The following is a 19,652-nucleotide window of genomic DNA, read 5'->3' as shown; positions in this document are numbered from 1 at the left end:
TAGGCGTGGCGGTGGTGGGGGCGGTGGTCGACACAGTGGTGGCGGGGGCGGCAGAAATAGCGGAGGCTGCGGTTCACGCGGTGGGGCTGGCTATCGCAAGGCGAACGGTAAGTGTGCTGGGCGAAATGAGTGATGAAACATGGATGAAGTGCAGAGACAAATCAATCAAAACGTTCAAGAGCGCCTGCGTTCTTTAGAGGCAAGTCAACAGGTTCTCACAGCTTTCTTGGTAGCCTTGATAGAAACCCACCCAAACCGCGAATCTTTGAAAAGGCAGTTTGTGTTCCATGCTGAAACACTGCATGCAACCTCTTTGTCCAAAGCATTGCCCGAGGACTGGATTGATTCAGCAGCTGCATTCCAGCAGTTGCTCGTATCATCGTTTGATCGGCCCAGCAAATAAGTGGGGCATGTGGTGGCGTAGGCGTAGGTGTGTTCATTACGCCAGATTACGCGCATCCCCATATAGGCGACAGTAAACCGCTTTAAAAGTCTTCCTCGCGCGCGCGCGGCAACATGCCGTGCATGACAAATCCCAGCACATCTGCCAGCGGCAGTTCCTCCGCTATCTCTGACGCACTCACTCCAGTGGGCGCTGCGTTGTTCAATACGGTTACTGTTTGGGATGGCCCTATAGCGCTGTCCCACTATTGGATGCGCCGTGATTTAAACGCCTCTTATGCCAGCGAGGTAACCCCCAAGCTCACTGCCAACGCGACCGAAACGGTGCAGCGTGTCAATGCGTTGATAGAGGCCATGCGTGCTGATGGTGTCATCATTGAATGGAGCCCCACCGCTGTTGGTCGCACCCCCATCACCAGCGGCTGGCGTCCACAAGCCATCAACTCGGGCACACCAGGTGCCGCTGTGCGTAGCCTGCACATCACCGCGCAGGCATGTGACTTATTTGACCCCGAGGGTGCGTTAGACAGCTGGTGCATGACGCACAAAGAAAAGCTCGCGCAAATCGGCCTGTGGCTTGAGCACCCCAGCGCCACCAAAGGCTGGTGCCACGTGCAAACCGTCGCACCACGCAGCGGCAACCGTGTGTTCTATCCATAAGGGGCAGTTTGTGAACCAATTACTCATTTCCCCCTTGTTGGGCATTGGCAAAGCCATCATCGCCAAAGTGTGGCCTGACCCAGTGCAGCAAGCCGAGGCACAACTCAAGTTGGCCCAGCTGCAACAAAACGGCGAACTGGCCGAGCTAAATGCGCAAATGCAGCTCATGCTTGCGCAAACCAACATCAATGCCATCGAGGCAGCTCAGCCCAACAACTTTAGAGGTGGCTGGCGGCCATTCATTGGTTGGGTGTGCGGCGTGGGCTTAGCCTATCAGTTTGTAGTGCGTCCAGTCACGAATGGTTTATTGATTGCCTATGGTCATACCCCTGTGATGCCTGCACTTGAGGCAGACACCTTGATGGCACTGGTCACAGGCATGTTGGGTTTTGGTGGCATGCGTACCGCAGAACGCCTCAAAGGTAAGGCATGAACAAGATGGATATTGACTACACCGCCGCCAAATTCTGGCTAGACGTTGCCCAGTGGATTGGCATGGGCTTAATCACTGTTTGGGTGTTTTTACGTACCAAGGACAAGGACAACGATCAGGCCGTGCAAGGGGTGAACACAAAGCTCACCGATTTCATTGCAACCAGCAATACCCAAGCATGCGCGACTAATGAGCGTTTGACACGCTTAGAAGAGCGCATTAGCCACATGCCTACCAACGATGAGTTGAGTGACTTGGAGGGCAAGGTTGAGAGCTTACGTGCCAGCGTTGAGGGCATGAGCGAGTTGCTCCGACGCGTAGAACACCAAACCAACATTATTCACGAGCACTTGCTGAGCAGGTGAATTTAATGAGCTTTCAAAAAACCATTACTGAAGACCGCCGCCTGTCGCTGCTGCTGGTGCTGGAGCAAACGCCCGGCTTCTCAGCCAACGCGTTTTTGCTGCGCGATGCAATTGACAGCATCTATGGTCACAGCGCCTCAGTGGATGTGGTGCGTACCGATTTGAGCTGGCTGGCTGAGCAAGCGCTGGTCACCACCCGCACGACAGGCGATGTGGCAATGGCCACACTCACTACCCGTGGCATTGATGTGGTCTGTGGCCGCGCCGTGGTGCCGGGCGTCAAAAAACCGATGCCCAGCGGCGCATAAGGGGTCGTACTGTGGCCGATACCAAATTTAAGCGCAAGCCCTCGCGCCCCAGCAGCATCACCCGCTTAGACCCAGATATCAAAGCGGCGGTAGATGCCGCTGTGCGTGAAGGCCGCGCCACTATTGCCGAAATCGTGGCGATCATCAAAGACAAAGGCAGCGAAGCCAGTCAAAGCGCAGTGGGCCGTTATGTCAAAAATGCACGCGAGCGCATGGAAGACTATCGCCAAGCGCAACAAATTGCCGCTGTGTGGGTAGACAAGTTAGGCAACGAGCCGCAAGGCGATGTGGGCCGCATGTTGCTGGAAATGTTGCGCGTGATTGCTTTTAAAAGCATTGGCGACATGGAGACGGCCAGCCCTGAAGACATGATGTTTTTGGGCAAAGCCCTCAAAGACATTGCCAGTGCAGACAAGCTGGTGGTTGATCGCGAGATCAACCGCAACAAGTTGTTAGCCGCCCAAGCAGCCAAAGTGGCAACCGATGTCGCCAAGACTGCGAAGAAGGCAGGCTTGACAGATGAAACCGTGGAACTGATTCGCACCAAGATTTTGGGAATTCCTGAAGCGTCAAAGCTGGGGGCTAAATGACAAGCACCTCCCCAGCAGGCCACATCATCACGCCAGAAATGCGCGAGATGGGCGACAAGGCCAACTACAAGTTTGCTGATCGCGTGCCCGCTGTGCTGCTGCCCTACCAACAACGTTGGTTGGCAGACACCAACCAAGTCAAGGTTTGCGAAAAAAGCCGCCGTATTGGTTTGAGCTGGGCCGAGGCTTGCGACAGCGTGCTGTGCGCTGCCGCCACCAGCGGGCAAGACGTGTGGTACATCGGCTACGTCAAGGACATGGCGATTGAGTTCATCCTCGACTGCGCCCAATGGGCCGAGCACTTCAACAGCGTGGCTGATGCCATCGAGGTGGGCGAAGAGGTGTGGACTGAGGGCGAAGAGAAAAAAAGCGTTTTTGTCTTCAGCATCAAGTTTGCATCGGGCAATCGCATCACAGCACTCAGCAGCAAGCCCCGCAACTTACGCGGTAAACAAGGTCGTGTGATCTTGGACGAATCAGCCTTTCACGAAGCACAGGGCGAGATTTTGAAGGCCGCAATGGCCCTGCTCATTTGGGGTGGCAGCTTGCGCGTCATCAGCACGCATGATGGCGATGACAATCCATTTAACACGCTTATAAAAGATATTCGTGCGGACCGTTTCCCGTACAGCGTGCATCGTTTTCCATTTTCTGAAGCGCTGAACGAAGGCCTGTACAAGCGCATTTGCTTGCGCACGGGTGACACATGGAGCGCCGAGGGTGAGCGTGAATGGGAGGCCAAGATTCGGGCTTTCTACGGTGACGATGCCGAGGAAGAGTTGGACTGCGTGCCCAAGCACGGCACCGGCGCGTTCCTGACCCGAGACCTGATTGAGCGCAACATGAAAAAGGGGCTGCCCGTACTGCGTGACGCCCGTGAGCCAGCTTTCACATGGCGACCTGAGTTTGAGCGCAAGGGCGCGATCCTAAGCTGGTGCGAAGACCAACTAGAGCCCGAGCTGCGCAAGCTGCAAGCCTTGGCCACGGCCAATGCCAGCCACCGCATCAGCACCTATTTAGGGGGTGACTTTGCCCGCACGGGTGATTTGTCAGCCTTCTTGCCACTGGTAGAAGACCAAACGCGGCACTGCACCGTACCCTTCATTGTTGAGTTGCGTGGCATGCCATTTGACCAGCAGCTGCAAGTGCTGTGGTACGTGATAGACCGCCTGCCACGCTTTGTAGGGGCTGCGCTGGATGCGCGTGGCTTAGGCATGATGATGGCCGAGAAGACGGCACAGAAGTATGGCCAAAGCCGTATCTTGTGTATCCAAGCCACACAACCGTGGTACCTAGAAAACCTGCCGCCCTACAAAGCTGCGTTTGAAGATCAAACCATCACCCTACCGGTGGATGCAGATGTGCTGGCCGATCACCGCATACCCCGCGTGGTCAAGGGCATCCCGCAAATACCCGAGCTGCGCAGCCAAGACGCTACAAAGAAAAAGCGCCACGGCGACACGTTCATTGCAGGCTCTCTTGCGTGGCATGCGCGGCGTACGCTGGCTGGCGTGACATATTACGAATACACCGCAGCACCCGCGCGTGCATCGCGCTGGGATGGCCCCTCTGACAAGCTGCACGGCATGGCCATGCGGCCACCCAGCGACGATGACGGCGCTGGCTACGACCTTGGCGAGCGCGGCGGTTACTGACGTAATACCTACGAAATTTGAAAGACATACACCATGATTGTTGATGCCCAAGGACGCCCCATTGAAACCGCGAAGCTGCAAGACGCCGAGCAAACTGCCGAGCTGGGTTGGCTGCGCACGCGTTTTGAATCGCACCCCAGCCGTGGCCTTAACCCATCACGCTTGGCGGGCATCTTGCAACGCGCCGAGCAAGGTGACTTGATTGCACAGCATGAACTCTTCCAAGACATGGAAGAAAAAGATGGCCATCTGTTTGCTGAAATGCAAAAGCGCCGCCTTGCCCTGCAAAAGCTGGATTGGGAAATCGTGCCGCCCAAAAACGCCTCTGCTCAAGAAAAGGCGCAAGCCGAATACATCGAAGAGGTATTTGAAAACCTCGACTTCGACGATTTGGTGTTTGACCTGACCGATGCCATTGGCCACGGTTACTCGGCCTTGGAGCTGTCGTGGGAGCGCGTGGACGGCAGCTTGATCCCCACCAAGGCACAGCACCGGCCGCAAAGCTGGCTGTGCTTGCCTCAAACGCCAAACATGAACCGCAATGAGCTGCGATTGCGAGACGGCACGGCTGATGGTGCTGAGCTGTGGCCCTTTGGCTGGGTGCTGCACCACCACCGCGCTCGCAGTGGCTATTTAGCCCGCAGCGGTTTGTTTCGCGTGCTGTCATGGCCGTTCTTGTTTAAAAACTTTGCGGTGCGTGACTTGGCTGAGTTCTTGGAGATCTACGGCCTACCCCTGCGCCTAGGCACCTATGGCCCCGGTGCTACCAAAGAAGACAAGACCGCATTGCTACGCGCTGTGGTGGGCATTGGCCACGACGCTGCTGCCATCGTGCCCGAGGGCATGAAAATTGACTTTAAAGAAGCCGCTAAAACCAGTGGCAGCTTGCCTCATTTAGAAATGGTGGCTCTGATGGAGCGCACCATGAGCAAGGCCATCTTGGGCGGCACGCTCACCAGCGGTGAGGGTAGCCACGGCACGCAAGCGCTGGGTAACGTGCACAACGAAGTGCGCCACGATTTACGCGATGCCGACGCACGGCAGCTGTCAGAGACCATCAAACGCCAGTTGATCTACCCCATCTTGGCGCTCAACAAGGGCTTGAGCGACGTGCGCCGCGCCCCACGCATTGTGTTTGATACACAAGAGTCTGAAGACATAAAGGTGTACGCCGATTCACTACCTAAGCTGGTGGGCATGGGTATGCAAGTGCCTGTGGACTGGGCGCATGACAAACTGAAGATTCCACGCGGCCGCGATGGTGAACCCGTGCTTGCCGTGGCAAGGCCCGAGCTGGCCATGCCGCCTGTTGAGCGCCCCGCCAATACAGGCGACGCAGCAACCGATACGAAGACCACTGACCAAGTCGCCGCCAACCGTGCAAACGGTGGTGCCGTAGCCGCCCAGTGGGATGAGCTGGATACGCTGGCCGCCGATATGTTGGGCAACTGGGAAGAAACGCTCGACCCGCTGATCCAGTCTGTGCTTGATGCTGCCAATGCGGCACCATCGCTAGAGGCATTTCAGGTAGCACTTGAAGGTGCGTTGTCGCAGCTTGACCCCAAAGCGTTGACCGATATGCTGGCACGTGGGCAGTTTGCCGCGCGTGTTTGGGGAAAACTGAACCAACGCAGCCCATCTGACCTAGGTCAGTGATCATGCCAATGCGCCTAAAAACACCATGCAAACCCGCATGGCTGCAAGGTTTCGTGCAGCAAGGGGCTAAATCGGGCGTTTGCCGAGATTTGAAGCAAGGTTGCGGCGCTGGTATATCTTCGCCCCAGTTGAGCGGTTTTAAACGGGCGTTAAATAGGTTGTTTGGCGTTTTGAAGTGCGCCGAAGGTTGGGATGATTGATGTCCAAAAGCCTAAAAATTGACCTGAAACCAGTTTTGGGGGCTGTTGACCCCGCTGAGGCCATCGCTTTTTTCCAGCAAAAGGGCTATCGCATCGGGTTTGACCACCATGACGTATGGCAGCAGGAGCACCAGGCTGCCTTCACTGTTGCCAAGGCCATGCAGATGAGCTTATTAAGTGAGTTCAAAGCTGCGGTGGGTGAAGTGTTGGCCAAGGGCGGCACCCAAGCTGACTTCAACGCCATGATTACACCGCGCCTGATTGAGCGTGGCTGGTGGGGCAAGCAAGAGATGGTTGATCCTGCGACTGGTGAAGCCAAGCTGGTGCTGCTGGGTAGCCCACGCAGGCTGCAAGTGATTTATGAAACTAACTTGGCCACGGCTTATGCCGAGGGTCAAACAGAGCGCATCAAGGCCAATACAAAGTTGTTTCCGTTTCTTTTGTATGACGGCCTCAATAGCATCCACCCCCGTGACTCGCACCGCCCTTGGGATGGCATGGTGCTGCGTGCGGATGACCCTTGGTGGGATAGCCACATGCCTATTAAAGAATACGGTTGCAAATGCACTGCTATTCAGCTCACCAGTGCCATGATGGAGCGCAATGGTTATGCGATCAGCAAAGCACCACCCGAGGTGATGCGTACTGTGGTGAACAAACGTACGGGCGAAGAGATGCAAGTGCCCGTGGGCGTGGACCCCGCGTTTAATTACCCGCATGGTGGCCGCCGCGCCAACTTAGCGCGCTTCATGATGGACACGGCCAACACCACCAGCGCACGCATAGGTGCACAGGTGCTGCGCAATGGGGCCACGACATGGATGCCCGCACTCCAAAGCGGCTTTGGTGAGTTTGTGGGCCGCTATGTGCGCGGCGAGCGACAAGAGGCTGGGCGCAGCTACCCTGTGGGGGCGCTGACGCCTGCAATGGTGGGGGCACTGGAGGCGGCGGGTGCGCCCATTGGCTCAGCGGTGGTGATGGGTAACCTAAATAAGCTGAGCCACCTGCTGGGTGACAAACGTGGCGAGGTGCGTAAAGCTAAGGGCTCGGGTGAGGCATTTGTGGCCACGTTGCCCACACTGCTCAGTCAAGTCGGCGAAGCATGGTTAGACGGCAATGCGCTGGTGCTGCTGTGCACCACTGATGACGATTTGCACCGCGTGGCCAAGGTGGTGGTGCGAATGGATGTAAAGGGCAACCGCAAGACGGATATGCTGAGTAACTCGGTGGTGTCGATGGAGCTGATCGACCCTAAATCGTTCAAACGTAGTGGTTTGAAAAATGTGCTCAAATAAAAAAGGCACTTGCTGCGGTGAGACGGCCCCCACGTCAAAGCGTGGCACCCTCACATGACATCCATACGCACCGCCTAAGCAGTGGCTGTGTTGTATCAGCAACCGATTTGCCTGACCCTCGCAGCAAGTAGCGCAAATTCTAGCGCTATGCCCGCAGGCAGTAAACGACTTTAAAAGTCTTTCTCGCGCGTAGCCGCGAAAGTAGGGTCTTCATGAATACGAAGACCCACACCCCAACCCCTTTGTTTGTTGCACTTCTTAGCGCAACGCTGTCATTTGACAGTGCTGCGCCTGAGCGCGTGCAACTGTTGCCAGCGGGCGAGTTTGTGGGCCGCGATGGACGACCTGGAAAGGGATTGACATGGAAGCTGTCTAACACCCAAGGCTGCGCACTGGCCGCACAGCTCACGGCAAAGCATGCCACTGTGAAGTTCAACTTTGACTATGAGCACCAAACCATGCAGTCTGCCGAAAACGGCCAGCCTGCCCCTGCATCGGGTTGGTGCCAAACATTCGAATGGCAAGACGACATGGGCTTGTTTGCCACCAATGTGCAGTGGACGAAACGTGCGATACCCATGATCGAGGGCGATGAATACAAGTACATCAGCCCTGTCATTACCTACACCAAGGACGGCACGGTCACAGGCGTGATCAATGCCGCACTGGTGAATGTCCCCAATTTGGATATGTCCCCGCTGACGGCAGCCTGTATGGCTCGCTTGTCGGCATCTTTTGAACCCACCCCTGAAGAGGAAACCATGAACCCTGTATTGAAAGCCTTATTGGCTGGCCTTGGTTTGGCCTATACCGCCACCGAACAAGAGGCCACTGCGGCACTCTCGCTCATCAAAACCAGTGCATCACAAGCTCAAGTGCATGCTGACCAAGCGGCAGAACTCGGCACTGAAGTAGCCGCGCTCAAAGCAAAAACACAAAGCACGACCACACAACCTGACCCTACTAAATGGGTGAGCATGGATGCATTTACGCAGCTCAACACACAAGTAGCTGCCCTGTCTAACCAGCTCAAAGCTGGCGAAGTGGACGACTTGATTTCAGCCGCCAAGGCTGAAGGCAAGATTTTGGCACCTGCGGTTGAAGCTGTTTGGCGCAATGTGGGCAAGGCTGATGTGGCCCAGCTCAAAGCGCTGATCGACAGCACACCTGCCAACCCTGCGTTGGCTGGAAAGCAGCAGTCGGAGAACGGCAACAAAGTGGTGGACACCGTAGCCGCGCTCAGCAACGAGCAGCTGGCTGTTTGCCGCATGTTAGGCCAAAAACCCGAAGACTACTTGGCCACGCTCAAAGCAAGCGCGGCTGCATCGGCTGCGTAAAGCGGCCTCACCCCCTTTTTAAAAACAGGAGTCATACATGACCGCACTTACCGCAGATCGCGACACGCAACGTCGCGAAAACTTGCTACGCAGCTTGCCCGTCAAGGGCGCAACCAAAATTTTTGCAGGCAGCTTGGTGGCCGTGGACACCACAGGCAACGCTGTGCGTGGTGCCACATCGACCACGCTCAAGGCTGTGGGCCGCGCTGAAGAACAAGTGGACAACACCGCTGGTGCGGATGGTGCACAACGCATCACCGTGTCTACGGGCATCTTCCGCTTTGCCAATAGCGCTGCCGCTGACTTGATCACCCTTGCTGCGATTGACGGCGTCTGCTACATGGTGGACGACCAAACTGTGGCGTTGACCAACGCCACCAATACCCGAGTGCAAGCAGGCATCGTGCGCGATGTAGATGCTGGCGGCGTGTGGGTGGAAGTGGGCATGGCTCGCTAATTCAAACCTTTTTCAAAGACATTTTTAGGAATTCAAAATGATCATCAACCGTAGCACATTGAGTGCATTTTTTACAGGCTTGCAAACTGTTTTTAACAGTGCATTGCACAAAGTAGAAACCTACTACGACCAGTACAGCATGCGCGTGCCTAGCAGCACGGCGGCCGAACAGTACGCATGGATGGGCTTGATTCCCGGCTTGCGTGAGTGGATTGGTGACCGCGTTTTGGCCAACATTCGAACCTACGACTTTACGATCAAAAATAAGCCTTGGGAGCGTACGTTAACTGTTCACCGAGACCATCTAGCCGATGACCAAGCTGGTATTTATGCGCCGTTGACAGAAGCCTTGGCATTGGAAGTCAAGCGTCACCCACAAGAGTTGATTGACGCATTGCTGCTGGCTGGCTTTAGCAACATTTGCTACGACGGCCAAACGTTCTTCAACGCTAACCACCCCACCATCAATGAAGACGGCAGCGTGGCATTGGTGAGCAACTTTGGTGGCGGTTCTGGCAACCCGTGGTTCTTGATTGATGACACCCGTGGCATCAAACCGTTCATCCTCCAAGTGCGTCAAGAGCCCAATTTCACGGCGATGCAAGACGACACCGATGAGCGTGTATTCATGGCGAAAGAGTTCCGCTATGGCGTGGACTGGCGCGGCAATGTGGGCTATGGCCTGTGGCAGCTGTGCTATGGCAGCAAGCAGACTTTGGATGCCACAGGCTACCAAGCCGCACGCGCCGCCATGATGACGATGACGGGCGATAACGGCCGCAAGCTCGGTCTCATGCCTCGCCTGTTGATTTGCGGTCCAAGCAACGAAGCCGCCGCAAAGAACCTGCTCAATGCAGACTTCTTGGCCAACGGTGCAACCAACATTTACAAGGGCACTGCCAAGTTGGTGGTGAGCCCGTACCTGCCTTAACTCTTTGAGTTAGGCCCCAGGCCGCTGTGCGCTATGGCCGCACAGCGTGCAAAACCTCCCCATTTTTTCTTTACTGGAGTACAACATGGCAAAAGCCGATCGCAAAGTTTTATCTGGCCCCGCAGGCCGTGGCCTGAAAGTAGCGGCCAAACGTGAGAGCTACTACAGCGCAGGCATTACACCCGCGTTTTCATTTGAGCCACGCGTGGTGTCGTATGAAGACCTCACGCCTGGCCAAGTGGACGAACTCGACAACGATCAGTTTTTGATTGTTGAAGAAGTTGACTTGCCTGCGGTGGAAGAGCCAGCAGAAGTTACTAAGTAATTCGCTACTTAGTTTTTCAAAACCTCAACATCAAGCACCATGAGCTACGCCACAACCACTGACTTGTTAACCCGTACGGGCGCAGACACGATTGCGCAACTGGTTGACCGCATCATGCCGCGTGTGGTGACTGGGCAAATGCTGCTTGATGTTGCAGCCAACACCAACTTGGGCGCCTACAGCGCAGACCAATTGGCCCGTGCGGCAGTGGCTACCACGGCCGCACAGCGTGCGTTAAAAGACGCAACAGACACGATTGATGGCTATGTGGGCACGCGCTACACATTGCCTTTGAGCCCGCAGCCTGCATTGCTTAACCGCATTGCATGCGACATGGCACGTTTCATCTTGCAAGGTGACCAAGTGCCCGAGGCTGTACAGAAAAAACAAGATGCAGCCATGAAACTGCTGGCCGATGTGGCCGCTGGCCGCCTAAGCCTAGGTGCCGAGGCACAAACAGGCGCACAACCCGTGACCACTGAAGCACCTATGCTGGTGAGTGGTGAGCGCGTGTGGCAACGAAATCAATCGACAGGGTTTCTATGACCATCAAGATTGAAGCCACGATTGACGGTCTAGGCGGTCTTAATGCTGCCTTGCAACGCATGGCAGCGTTGGGCCAAAAGCCACGCCCTATTTTTGAAGCGATTGCCAACTATGGCGAGAGCAGCACGCGCATGCGTTTTCGCAACCAAACAGGGCCAGATGGTGCCCGCTGGAAGCCTAGCCTGCGTGTGCAGCACAGTGGCGGTAAAACGCTGATTAAAAGCAGTATGTTGCTGCGCTCTATTACCGGCCGCGCTGACAATAACAGTGCCGAATGGGGCACCAACCGCAAGTATGCGGCCATGATGCAAAACGGCGGCGAGATCAAAGCTAAGAATGCAGCAGCATTGCGCTTCAGACTGCCCAACGGCCACTTTGTGACCGTGAAGAAGGTGACGATTCCTGAGCGCTCCTATATCGGCGTGAATGCCGAAGATGGCCGCGAGATTTTGCGTCTGACCACGGCAGTGATTGACGATGCTGCACAAGCAGGCAAACGCGGAGGTTCCTATGCTGGCTGAAATAGAAGCCGCGCTGGTTGCGCGTTTGCAAGACCATTCAGCCGCTGCGCTTCTGGTACGCACGGTGGGTGCACTGCCGCAGGTGCCAAGTACCGAGCTGCTGCAACGCTACGCAGTAGATGCCCCTGCCGTGTACGTGGTGCCAGGTGTGTTTGAAGTGGAAGACAACGAGCTGACGCCAAAAATCACGATTGCTTGCATTGCCAAAGCCGCAGACAGCAATGCCGCCCGCGTGGGTGATGGCCTGAGTGTGGGAGTAGACCAACTGATGCTGTTTGTGGCACGCGCCATCAACATGCAGCGCATTGGCGCTTGCAGCTGGCAACTCAAACGCGGTGCGATGGTGGATGAGGATATCTTCTTCAGCAGTGGTTTAACCGTGCTTGAAATGAACTTTGAAGGCAGCGCGATAGAGCTGCCCTATGACTACGCAGACCCAGCAGATGGTGCCAGTGGGTTGGGTGGTACTGCTGCTGGCTCTAACACTCTGCAAACGGGCGTTGGCACCACAGATGACTTGCCCGATTTGCTGCACGTGCATGGCGACATTGCCAACAAACCCAACACAGCGATAGATGTGGTGCTGCCACCTACCGCTTAATTTTTGAAGAAAGAGGTTTTTATGGAGCGTATTTTTGTGAAGCCTGCCACGCCAGATGTGGCCGTGCGCAAACCTATGAACGGCCAACTGGCTGCTGCGGGTGAGTGGGTTAACCAAGACAGCTATTGGCTTCGTCGTGTTGCGGATGGCGATGTGGTGATTGATACCAAAGCCCCCGCAGAAGGCAACGAAGTCAAGCCTAAGACTGATGTGCCTGCCACCGCACCCAAGGTGCAAACGGCTAAGTCAGCTGACACATCGACAGCATCTGCTGCAACACCCACCGTTTAACTCTAGGAGCATCACACATGCCAGATAGCATTTCATTCAACACGCTGCCGATTGATATCCGTACACCCGGCACCTACGTTGAGATTGACAACACAAAGGCTGTGCGTGGTCTGCCAAGCATGAGCCGCCGCATCTTGTACATCGGCAATAAGCTGGCTACGGGTACGGCACCCGCAGGCACGCTCAAACGCATCAATGCAGGTGCAGATGCTGTGAGTATGTTTGGCCGTGGCTCTGTGCTGGCTGAAATGTTGATGGCAGCCCGCAATGCCAACAAAACATCAGACATCTATGCCATTGCACTGGATGACTTGGTAGCAGGTGTGCAAGCCACACAAACCATCACTACGACGGGCACTGCAACAGGTGCAGGCATGTTGGCGCTATATATCAATGGCGTGCGCGTGGCCGTGGGCGTGGCGGTGAACGACACCGCCAATACCATTGCCACCAACATTGCCGCTGCCGTGAATGCATATTTAGATGCGCCTGTGACTGCTACTGCTGCTGCCGCAGTGGTGACGCTGACAGCTCGCCACAAAGGTGTGTTTGGCAATGACATTGACGTGCGCACCAACTACTACGTGGATGATGCATTACCTGCTGGTGTAACGGTGGCTATCGCTTCTGGTACCGTAGGTGCTGGAAACCCAGATGTGGCAACAGCATTGGCAGCCATCAGCTTGGAGTCGTTCTACGACATCATCACGCCTTACACTGATGTTGCCAACATTGCCAAGCTGGAAGCCGAGCTGTCAAACCGCTGGGGTGGTATGGATATGCGCACTGGCCATATGTTTGGCGCATGGCGCGGCACGATGGCGGCGCTGGGCACCTTGGGCGTAGCACGCAACAGTCCGCACGGCACCTTCATTGGCGTGAAGAGCAGTCCTACACCTATTTACGTGTGGGCAGCTGTGCTGGGGGCTGTGTGTGAATTCAACGGATCCATTGACCCTGCACGACCATTGCAAACGCTGGTACTTCCCGGTGTGCTACCGCCTGCCGTGGCTGACCGCTTTACACGCCAAGAACGTGACCTGCTGCTGCGTGATGGCGTGAGCACTTTCACGATGGACCAAGGCGGCAATGTGCTGATTGAGCGCGTGGTCACTACTTACCAAACCAATGCAGCAGGCGTGGCCGATGTGAGCTACCTTGACTTGGAAACCAAATGGACTGTGGACTATATGCGCTATGCGTTCCGCGCCCGCATTGGCTTGCGTTTTCCACGCCACAAGCTGGCTGACGACGGCACCTCGTTTGCACCTGGACAGGCGATTGCAACACCTAGCTTGATCAAAAGCGAGCTGCTGGATGTAGCACGTGACTTGGAGCTGGCGGGCATCTTGGAAGACTTTGCCCAGTTCAAGCGTGACCTGCTTGTGGTGCGTAGCACCAGTGATGTAAACCGTGTGAATTGCATCTTGCCGCCCAACATCGTGAACCAGTTCCGTGTGTTTGCTGCCAGCGTGCAGTTCATTCTTTAAACCGTATTTATAAAAGGATTTGTCATGGCACAAATTTCAGGACGCGTATTTATCACGCTAGGCAGCATTGGCCGCTTGCGCAGCAAAGAAGGCGCAAAGCTCAACATCGGCGGCATTGAGCGCGAAGCTGTGATGAGTGATTCTGGTGTAGATGGCTTTACTGAAAAGTTTACCCACCCACAAGTGGACTTCAAAATCAGCCATACGTCAGATGTGAAGCTGACCGACTTGCAAGCAGTGAAGGACACGACGCTGACGTTTGAAACCGACTTGGGCCGCATCTACACCGTGAAGGGAGCGTTTTGCGCGAAGCCACCTGAGCTGGAAAAAGGCGAAGTGTCGCTGGTGTTCCACGGTATTGAGTGTTTGGAGGGTTAAGACATGGCTGACACGATCATCAAAACCCTGAAGAAGGCTTGGAAAGTAGGCGGGCAAGAAGCTACCGAGATTGAGTTGCGCCCACCCACGATGGCTGATGTGTGTGACGCTGAAAAAGAAGCATCACCCTTGCAGCCCAACAGCTTCAACATCCAAATGGCTTGCCGCGTGATAGTGCGTGCTGGCTCCTTCACGGGACCGTTTGCACCTGGACACTTTCGGGCTATGCGCCCTGCCCAGTTCGATGAGATCACTCAAACACTACGGGAGGCCGAGGCGCTGGGGGAAGAGTAGTCAAGCAGCGCACAGCGCTGCTTGACGATGTGATGCTGCTGGCTATGAAGTTTGGCTGGAGCCGTGCAGAGATATTGGCCTTGTCAGCTGCTGAGATGCTGTACTACACCAAACGCTTGAGCGAACTACAAACTACACCATAAGCATCACCATGAGCACCACATATACCGTAGGCGTGAAGGTAGACGGAAATGTCGCCCAATACCTGAATGCCACCCGACAAGCCGAGCAAGCCACCCGCAGCTTTGGAAAAAATGCCAAGGCTGAGTTTGACAAACTGCGCCAGGCTTGGGGTAGTTACCAAGGCCAGCTAGCCACGCTGGGATTGAGTGCGGGTATGGTGCAAACGGCCAAGAATGCCGCACTGCTTGAAAAAACACTGACACAGGTGCGATTGACGGCGGGCATGTCTGCGCAAGAGCAGACTGATGCCTACCGCAACATGTTTGCCTTGGTGCGTGCCAATGGCGGTGTGATGGAAGAAACTGTAGGTGGCTTTAATAACCTAGTTCAAGCGGGTTTGAAGTATCAAGAGGCGATGAAGGCCACGGAGGCCATCAGTGTGGCCAAGGCGGTGACAGGCGCCAATGATCAAGCCTTAAGTGGTGGCCTCACAGTAGGCGCTGCAAACTTTGGATTTGACTTGGCCAAGGCTGGCGTGGCTAAACAGATGCTGGATGAGATGACGGTGGCAGGCCGACTGGGCAATGCCGAGCTGCAAAACCTGAGTGACATTTTTTCTCGGGTGGCACAGCGGGCACAGACAGCAGGCATGTCATTCCAAACAACGCTGGCCTTCATCGAAGGTATGTCACAGATTGAGCGCCAACCTGAGCGCTTGGCTACGCTGGTTGATTCGACCATGCGCTTGTTCACCAATGCGCATTACGCCAAAGAATCGGAGCAAGCTACGGGTGTGAAGTTTTTCAACAAGAACGGTTCACGTCGTGATTCCGTGGCCGTGCTTGAAGAGCTGCGCACGAAGTACCAAAAGCTGACGACAGATGCACAGAAGTTTTCGTTTGTGAGCAAGGCATTTGGTAAAGCTGACCTTGATACCCAGCGTGGCATTGCTGCGTTGCTGGGTGGCAAGGGGCTAGAAAACATCCGTGATTTTGAACAGCAGATCAAACGAGCTGGTGGGACATTGGACAAGGACTTGCAGACAGCGATCAACAATGCCGCTGATCAGTCTTCTCGATTGAAGAACACACTGCGCGAAGCTGCGGAAGGGTTTGCACGACCTGTGAACGATGCACTATCGCGGTCAATCAAGTACATGTTGGACTCCAAGAAGGATGGCGGCATGGGTTATAGCGGCGGGCAAATTGCTGCTGGCGGTGCTGCGGCCGCAATGGGAGCTTACATGCTTAGTCGCCGCCTCCCTAGCTATATGCAAGCCTTCACGGGGCGTGTGGGTGGTGTTGCTGCTGGCGTTGCTACAGGTGCTGCACTACATGCTGCGGCGGGGGTAACCCCTGTGTATGTTGTCAACTGGTCTGAGATAGGTGGATCAAACAATGGCTTGCCTAACGTGCCAAGCGTTGGCGAAGGTAGCAAGGGTGGCTTTAAAGAGTTGACCAAGAGCGTCATGCGTGATGGATTAATTACGGCTCTTGCATATCAAGGGTTTCGATTAGTTGACGCTTCCATTGACTTGTATGGTGCCAAAAACCATCAAGGTGCAAGCTTGACAGATGAAGCACGTCGCCGCATTGCAAATGGTGAGTTACAAAATTTCGATAAAACGGAGGAATCGAGACGTACTGGTGTATCAATCATGCGGTTAAAAGACCATCGCTCAGATGTATCCGAGATGCTTCGCAATAACTTGATGAAGGGTGAAATTGTTGTTACCGTCAAATCAGCCCCTGGTATGAGCACAGATGTGAATCTGACTTCTAGCAATAGAAATCTGCCATTGAAGTCGTCACTGGGTCAAACCAATATGGAGGCTGGTAGCTAATGGCACGCGATTGGCGTAATGAACAACGGGGGCAGATGGCCTCGTTTCGAGGTGTGAAGTTTCACACCCAAAATGCAGACGCCCAAGTGGGCCGTCGCAATGTGATGCATGAATACCCTCAGCACGATGTGCCGTTTGCTGAAGACCTAGGACGCAAGGCCCGCCAGTTTGTGGTGGATGGTTATGTGGTGGGCGAAACGTACCTAGATGAACGCGATGCGTTGATCACAGCGATTGAGGGCTATGGCCCCGGTGAACTGGTGCACCCCCGTTATGGTGTGCTGCAAGTGGTGGTGGTTGGTTCTGTATCAATCAAGGAAAGCCACGACCAAGGTGGTATTGCACGCTTCTCCATCACGTTTGCTGAGGCTGGTGAGAACGAGTTTCCGCAAGCCAAGACAAATACAGTGAGTGAAGTAGATGCAGCGGCATCGCTGTTGGATGAGGTGGCACAGAGTGATTTTGCGAAGAACTTCAAGGCTGTACAAAATTCAATTTCATCGACATTAACGAAGATTCAAACGGGTTTAAACAAGGCTTTAGCGGTTGCGCGTGGTTTGTCGGATACGAGTTCGCTTGCTGGCTTGGTGCGACAAGTTTCAGGGATTTCGGTATCACTCACCTCATTGATTCATACGCCTGCAAATTTAGCAGCTCAGTTGTCTGCGCTGCAAAACTCGCTGATGTTGTCTGTGCGTCGACCTGTAGCGGCATTGGCTGATTTGAAGGCGCTAACTGCAAGCCATGAGCGCGAAAACCCAAGCGGTACGGTACGGCCCGGCTCTACCCGTGCTTTGGCGTTGGCGGATGCGCAAGCAGTGGCAGATGTGAATCGCCGATTGCTGCTATCAACGCAAGCTCGGGTGTTGGTGCTGGCTGTGCAGCAGGGCGTGGTGGCTACGGCCATGCAAGCACTTGACTTGCGCGATGCGCTGCTGGCCCAGCTGGATGCAGAGCTAGAGGCAACAGACCCAGCGCCCGAGGTGGCTGCGGCTTTGGTGGGGCTGCGTGCTGCTGTGGTGCGTGATGTGTCTGTGCGTGCGCAGCGCTTGCAAGAAACCTCGACTTACACCCCCACGGCCGTATTGCCTGCCGTGGTGTTGGCACACCGTATTTATGGTGATGCATCGCGTACCGATGAGCTGGTGAGCCGTAATAGCGTGGCCAACCCTGCATTCGTTCCTGTACGTGCGCTGGAGGTGCTAATTTAATGGCTGCGTCTAACGAATGCACATTGCTGATTGGTGGTCACGCTTATGGTGGATGGAAGCGCATTGAGGTGCAGCGCTCTATTGAGCAATTGGCGGGTGGTTTTGTGTTGGAGCTGACGAACCGTTGGCCGGGCACAGATATGGCCCATGAAATACGTGAAGGACTGAGCTGCCAGGTGTTACTGGGTGATGATGTGGTGATCACGGGATACATCGACCAGTTTGAGCCTGAGATGACAGACACGTCGACCAAGCTTCAAGTTGAAGGACGCGATAAGACGGGCGACTTGGTGGACTGTTCGGCCATTTACAAAACAGGGCAATGGCATAACGTGAGCCTAGAGCAGATCGTGCGTGACATTGCCAAGCCTTTTGGTATTGAGGTGGTGGTGCAAACCACATTAGGAGAGCGTTTTGCGTCGTTTGCATTGGAAGATGGCGAGAAAGCGTTTGATGCAATAGACCGCGCAGCACGCATGCGCAGCGTGCTGGTGACCAGCGATGTGCAAGGCCGATTGGTATTGACACACGCGAGCACGGTGAGCAGCGGTGTGTCACTGATTGAAGGGGTGAACATCAAGCGCATGAGTGCAGTGCACAGCTGGCGTGAACGTTTCAGTAAGGTCACGATCAAGGGACAGAGCCAAGGCAGTGACACTTCTTATGGGGGCGATGCAGCGCATTTGATAGCCAGCGCCACAGATGCAGGGATTGACCGTTACCGACCACTGGTGGTGATTGCCGAGCATGCAAGCAGCAATAAAGCATTGGCTGACCGTGCGCATTGGGAAACGCAGGTGCGTATGGGGCGTGGCAAGCGTGGTAAGTGCACAGTGGTGGGTTGGCGCACAGGCAAGGATGGCATGGAGGGGCCGCTGTGGCAGCCGAATACGCTGGTGCATATCAAGCACGGCCGCACCCAATTGGATGGGCTGATGTTGATCGTAGGTTGCAACTACAAGCTGACTGAGGAAGGAACGCTGACTGAGCTGGTGTTTAGCCGCGTAGAGGCGTTTGAGATTGTGGGTGGTACGAAGCGCAGTAAGTTATTCAACAAGATGAACGACGCGACAGAGGCTCATAAAAAAGGCGATGGATTTACCCCTAGCTGGGCATTGCAGCCGCCCACTACGTCGAATGCCTCGCCGAAGGGTGGTAAGCCATGATGAGCCGTTTCACAGCGCGTTTGCGCGGCATGGTGGGCCGTGCTGTGGTGAGTATGGTGAACGATGCGCTGCGCATGCAGGGTGTACAGGTGCAGCCATTGGCTAACAACGTGCGCGAGGCTGAACGCTTTCAAAACTATGGCTTGACATCGGTGCCGCATGCGGGGGCTGAGGCTTTGGTGTTGTCGGTAGGGGGCAGCTCTGACCACGCTGTTGCGGTGTGTGTGGATGACCGTCGCTATAGACTGACTGGCTTGGAGAACGGTGAGGTAGCTCTCTATGACGACCTCGGCCAATGCGTGCATTTGACCCGAACGGGTATGGTGATCAAAGGGGCAGGATTACCCATCACAATCACCGACGCACCGCATGTGAGCATAGATGTGCCATTGGTGACCTTCGCAGGGGACGCCAATGTGGTCGGTGCTTTGACAGCAAAGACCGTCACGGCTGAAACGGTCAGCGGCACTACAAATGTGATGATTGCTGGCAAATCAGGAAAAGACCACTATCACAAGGTTGGCACGACCAACTCCACACCACCACTGGTGTGATGACCTTGCATCAGTAAAGC

The 19,652-nt window shown here is 55.2% G+C and carries 24 protein-coding genes; all 24 read left to right on the top strand.

Annotated features, from left to right (window positions below):
* Positions 1 to 139 precede the first annotated feature (139 nt).
* The 24 genes from RMR24_RS05315 to RMR24_RS05200 all read left to right on the top strand — a co-directional run bounded on the left by RMR24_RS05315 (position 140) and on the right by RMR24_RS05200 (position 19,632).
* Positions 140 to 403, top strand: a complete 264-nt coding sequence (locus RMR24_RS05315; RefSeq protein WP_310614043.1) for a hypothetical protein — start codon at positions 140 to 142, stop codon at positions 401 to 403.
* Between the two features lie 122 nt (positions 404 to 525).
* On the top strand, positions 526 to 1,062 hold the full coding sequence (locus RMR24_RS05310; protein WP_310614042.1) for a hypothetical protein: 537 nt from the start codon (positions 526 to 528) through the stop codon (positions 1,060 to 1,062).
* Positions 1,063 to 1,072: 10 nt separating this feature from the next.
* Entirely contained in the window at positions 1,073 to 1,495 is a 423-nt protein-coding gene (locus RMR24_RS05305) for a holin family protein (protein WP_310614041.1), read from the top strand.
* Positions 1,492 to 1,860, top strand: a complete 369-nt coding sequence (locus RMR24_RS05300) for a DUF2730 family protein (protein ID WP_310614040.1) — start codon at positions 1,492 to 1,494, stop codon at positions 1,858 to 1,860. The genes RMR24_RS05305 and RMR24_RS05300 overlap by 4 nt, the downstream gene beginning before the upstream one ends.
* Positions 1,861 to 1,865: 5 nt before the next feature.
* Complete coding sequence (locus RMR24_RS05295) at positions 1,866 to 2,168, top strand: ArsR family transcriptional regulator (protein WP_310614039.1); 303 nt, start codon at positions 1,866 to 1,868, stop codon at positions 2,166 to 2,168.
* 11 nt (positions 2,169 to 2,179) lie between these two features.
* Positions 2,180 to 2,758: a phage protein Gp27 family protein gene (locus tag RMR24_RS05290; protein ID WP_310614038.1), complete on the top strand. Its 579-nt coding sequence runs from the start codon at positions 2,180 to 2,182 to the stop codon at positions 2,756 to 2,758.
* Positions 2,755 to 4,413, top strand: coding sequence for a hypothetical protein (locus RMR24_RS05285; protein WP_310614037.1), 1,659 nt, complete (start codon positions 2,755 to 2,757; stop codon positions 4,411 to 4,413). Before RMR24_RS05290 ends, RMR24_RS05285 begins: the two co-directional genes overlap by 4 nt.
* Before the next feature lie 33 nt (positions 4,414 to 4,446).
* Positions 4,447 to 6,069 (top strand): DUF935 domain-containing protein, encoded by a 1,623-nt coding sequence (locus RMR24_RS05280; protein WP_310614036.1) that lies wholly within the window; start codon positions 4,447 to 4,449, stop codon positions 6,067 to 6,069.
* Positions 6,070 to 6,268: 199 nt separating this feature from the next.
* Positions 6,269 to 7,564, top strand: coding sequence for a phage minor head protein (locus RMR24_RS05275; RefSeq protein ID WP_310614035.1), 1,296 nt, complete (start codon positions 6,269 to 6,271; stop codon positions 7,562 to 7,564).
* A gap of 212 nt (positions 7,565 to 7,776) precedes the next feature.
* Entirely contained in the window at positions 7,777 to 8,901 is a 1,125-nt protein-coding gene (locus tag RMR24_RS05270) for a phage protease (protein ID WP_310614034.1), read from the top strand.
* A gap of 37 nt (positions 8,902 to 8,938) precedes the next feature.
* Positions 8,939 to 9,358 carry a hypothetical protein gene (locus RMR24_RS05265; RefSeq protein WP_310614033.1) on the top strand — a complete coding sequence of 140 codons (420 nt, stop codon included), beginning with the start codon at positions 8,939 to 8,941 and terminating at the stop codon, positions 9,356 to 9,358.
* 37 nt (positions 9,359 to 9,395) lie between these two features.
* Positions 9,396 to 10,289, top strand: a complete 894-nt coding sequence (locus RMR24_RS05260; RefSeq protein WP_310614032.1) for a Mu-like prophage major head subunit gpT family protein — start codon at positions 9,396 to 9,398, stop codon at positions 10,287 to 10,289.
* Positions 10,290 to 10,374: 85 nt separating this feature from the next.
* Complete coding sequence (locus RMR24_RS05255) at positions 10,375 to 10,614, top strand: hypothetical protein (protein WP_310614031.1); 240 nt, start codon at positions 10,375 to 10,377, stop codon at positions 10,612 to 10,614.
* 39 nt (positions 10,615 to 10,653) lie between these two features.
* Positions 10,654 to 11,160, top strand: coding sequence for a DUF1320 domain-containing protein (locus RMR24_RS05250; RefSeq protein WP_310614030.1), 507 nt, complete (start codon positions 10,654 to 10,656; stop codon positions 11,158 to 11,160).
* Entirely contained in the window at positions 11,157 to 11,681 is a 525-nt protein-coding gene (locus RMR24_RS05245; RefSeq protein ID WP_310614029.1) for a phage virion morphogenesis protein, read from the top strand. Before RMR24_RS05250 ends, RMR24_RS05245 begins: the two co-directional genes overlap by 4 nt.
* Positions 11,671 to 12,282: a hypothetical protein gene (locus tag RMR24_RS05240; protein WP_310614028.1), complete on the top strand. Its 612-nt coding sequence runs from the start codon at positions 11,671 to 11,673 to the stop codon at positions 12,280 to 12,282. The genes RMR24_RS05245 and RMR24_RS05240 overlap by 11 nt, the downstream gene beginning before the upstream one ends.
* A gap of 21 nt (positions 12,283 to 12,303) precedes the next feature.
* A complete protein-coding gene (locus RMR24_RS05235; RefSeq protein WP_310614027.1) occupies positions 12,304 to 12,573 on the top strand; it encodes a DUF2635 domain-containing protein in 270 nt (89 codons plus the stop codon).
* Positions 12,574 to 12,590: 17 nt separating this feature from the next.
* Positions 12,591 to 14,063 carry a phage tail sheath subtilisin-like domain-containing protein gene (locus tag RMR24_RS05230; protein WP_310614026.1) on the top strand — a complete coding sequence of 491 codons (1,473 nt, stop codon included), beginning with the start codon at positions 12,591 to 12,593 and terminating at the stop codon, positions 14,061 to 14,063.
* 24 nt (positions 14,064 to 14,087) lie between these two features.
* Positions 14,088 to 14,441: a phage tail tube protein gene (locus RMR24_RS05225; RefSeq protein WP_310614025.1), complete on the top strand. Its 354-nt coding sequence runs from the start codon at positions 14,088 to 14,090 to the stop codon at positions 14,439 to 14,441.
* Between the two features lie 3 nt (positions 14,442 to 14,444).
* Positions 14,445 to 14,735, top strand: coding sequence for a phage tail assembly protein (locus RMR24_RS05220; RefSeq protein WP_310614024.1), 291 nt, complete (start codon positions 14,445 to 14,447; stop codon positions 14,733 to 14,735).
* 151 nt (positions 14,736 to 14,886) lie between these two features.
* Positions 14,887 to 16,701 carry a phage tail tape measure protein gene (locus RMR24_RS05215; protein ID WP_310614023.1) on the top strand — a complete coding sequence of 605 codons (1,815 nt, stop codon included), beginning with the start codon at positions 14,887 to 14,889 and terminating at the stop codon, positions 16,699 to 16,701.
* Positions 16,701 to 17,912 carry a DNA circularization N-terminal domain-containing protein gene (locus RMR24_RS05210; protein WP_310614022.1) on the top strand — a complete coding sequence of 404 codons (1,212 nt, stop codon included), beginning with the start codon at positions 16,701 to 16,703 and terminating at the stop codon, positions 17,910 to 17,912. Before RMR24_RS05215 ends, RMR24_RS05210 begins: the two co-directional genes overlap by 1 nt.
* Complete coding sequence (locus RMR24_RS05205) at positions 17,912 to 19,078, top strand: phage baseplate assembly protein (protein WP_310614021.1); 1,167 nt, start codon at positions 17,912 to 17,914, stop codon at positions 19,076 to 19,078. The genes RMR24_RS05210 and RMR24_RS05205 overlap by 1 nt, the downstream gene beginning before the upstream one ends.
* Complete coding sequence (locus RMR24_RS05200) at positions 19,075 to 19,632, top strand: phage baseplate assembly protein V (protein ID WP_310614020.1); 558 nt, start codon at positions 19,075 to 19,077, stop codon at positions 19,630 to 19,632. The genes RMR24_RS05205 and RMR24_RS05200 overlap by 4 nt, the downstream gene beginning before the upstream one ends.
* Positions 19,633 to 19,652 lie beyond the last annotated feature (20 nt).

The organism is Limnohabitans sp., assembly GCF_031539105.1.
GTDB lineage: Bacteria > Pseudomonadota > Gammaproteobacteria > Burkholderiales > Burkholderiaceae_C > Limnohabitans.
The sequence above is the reverse complement of the archived record's forward strand: the minus strand, read 5'-3'. Positions and strand labels throughout refer to the sequence as shown.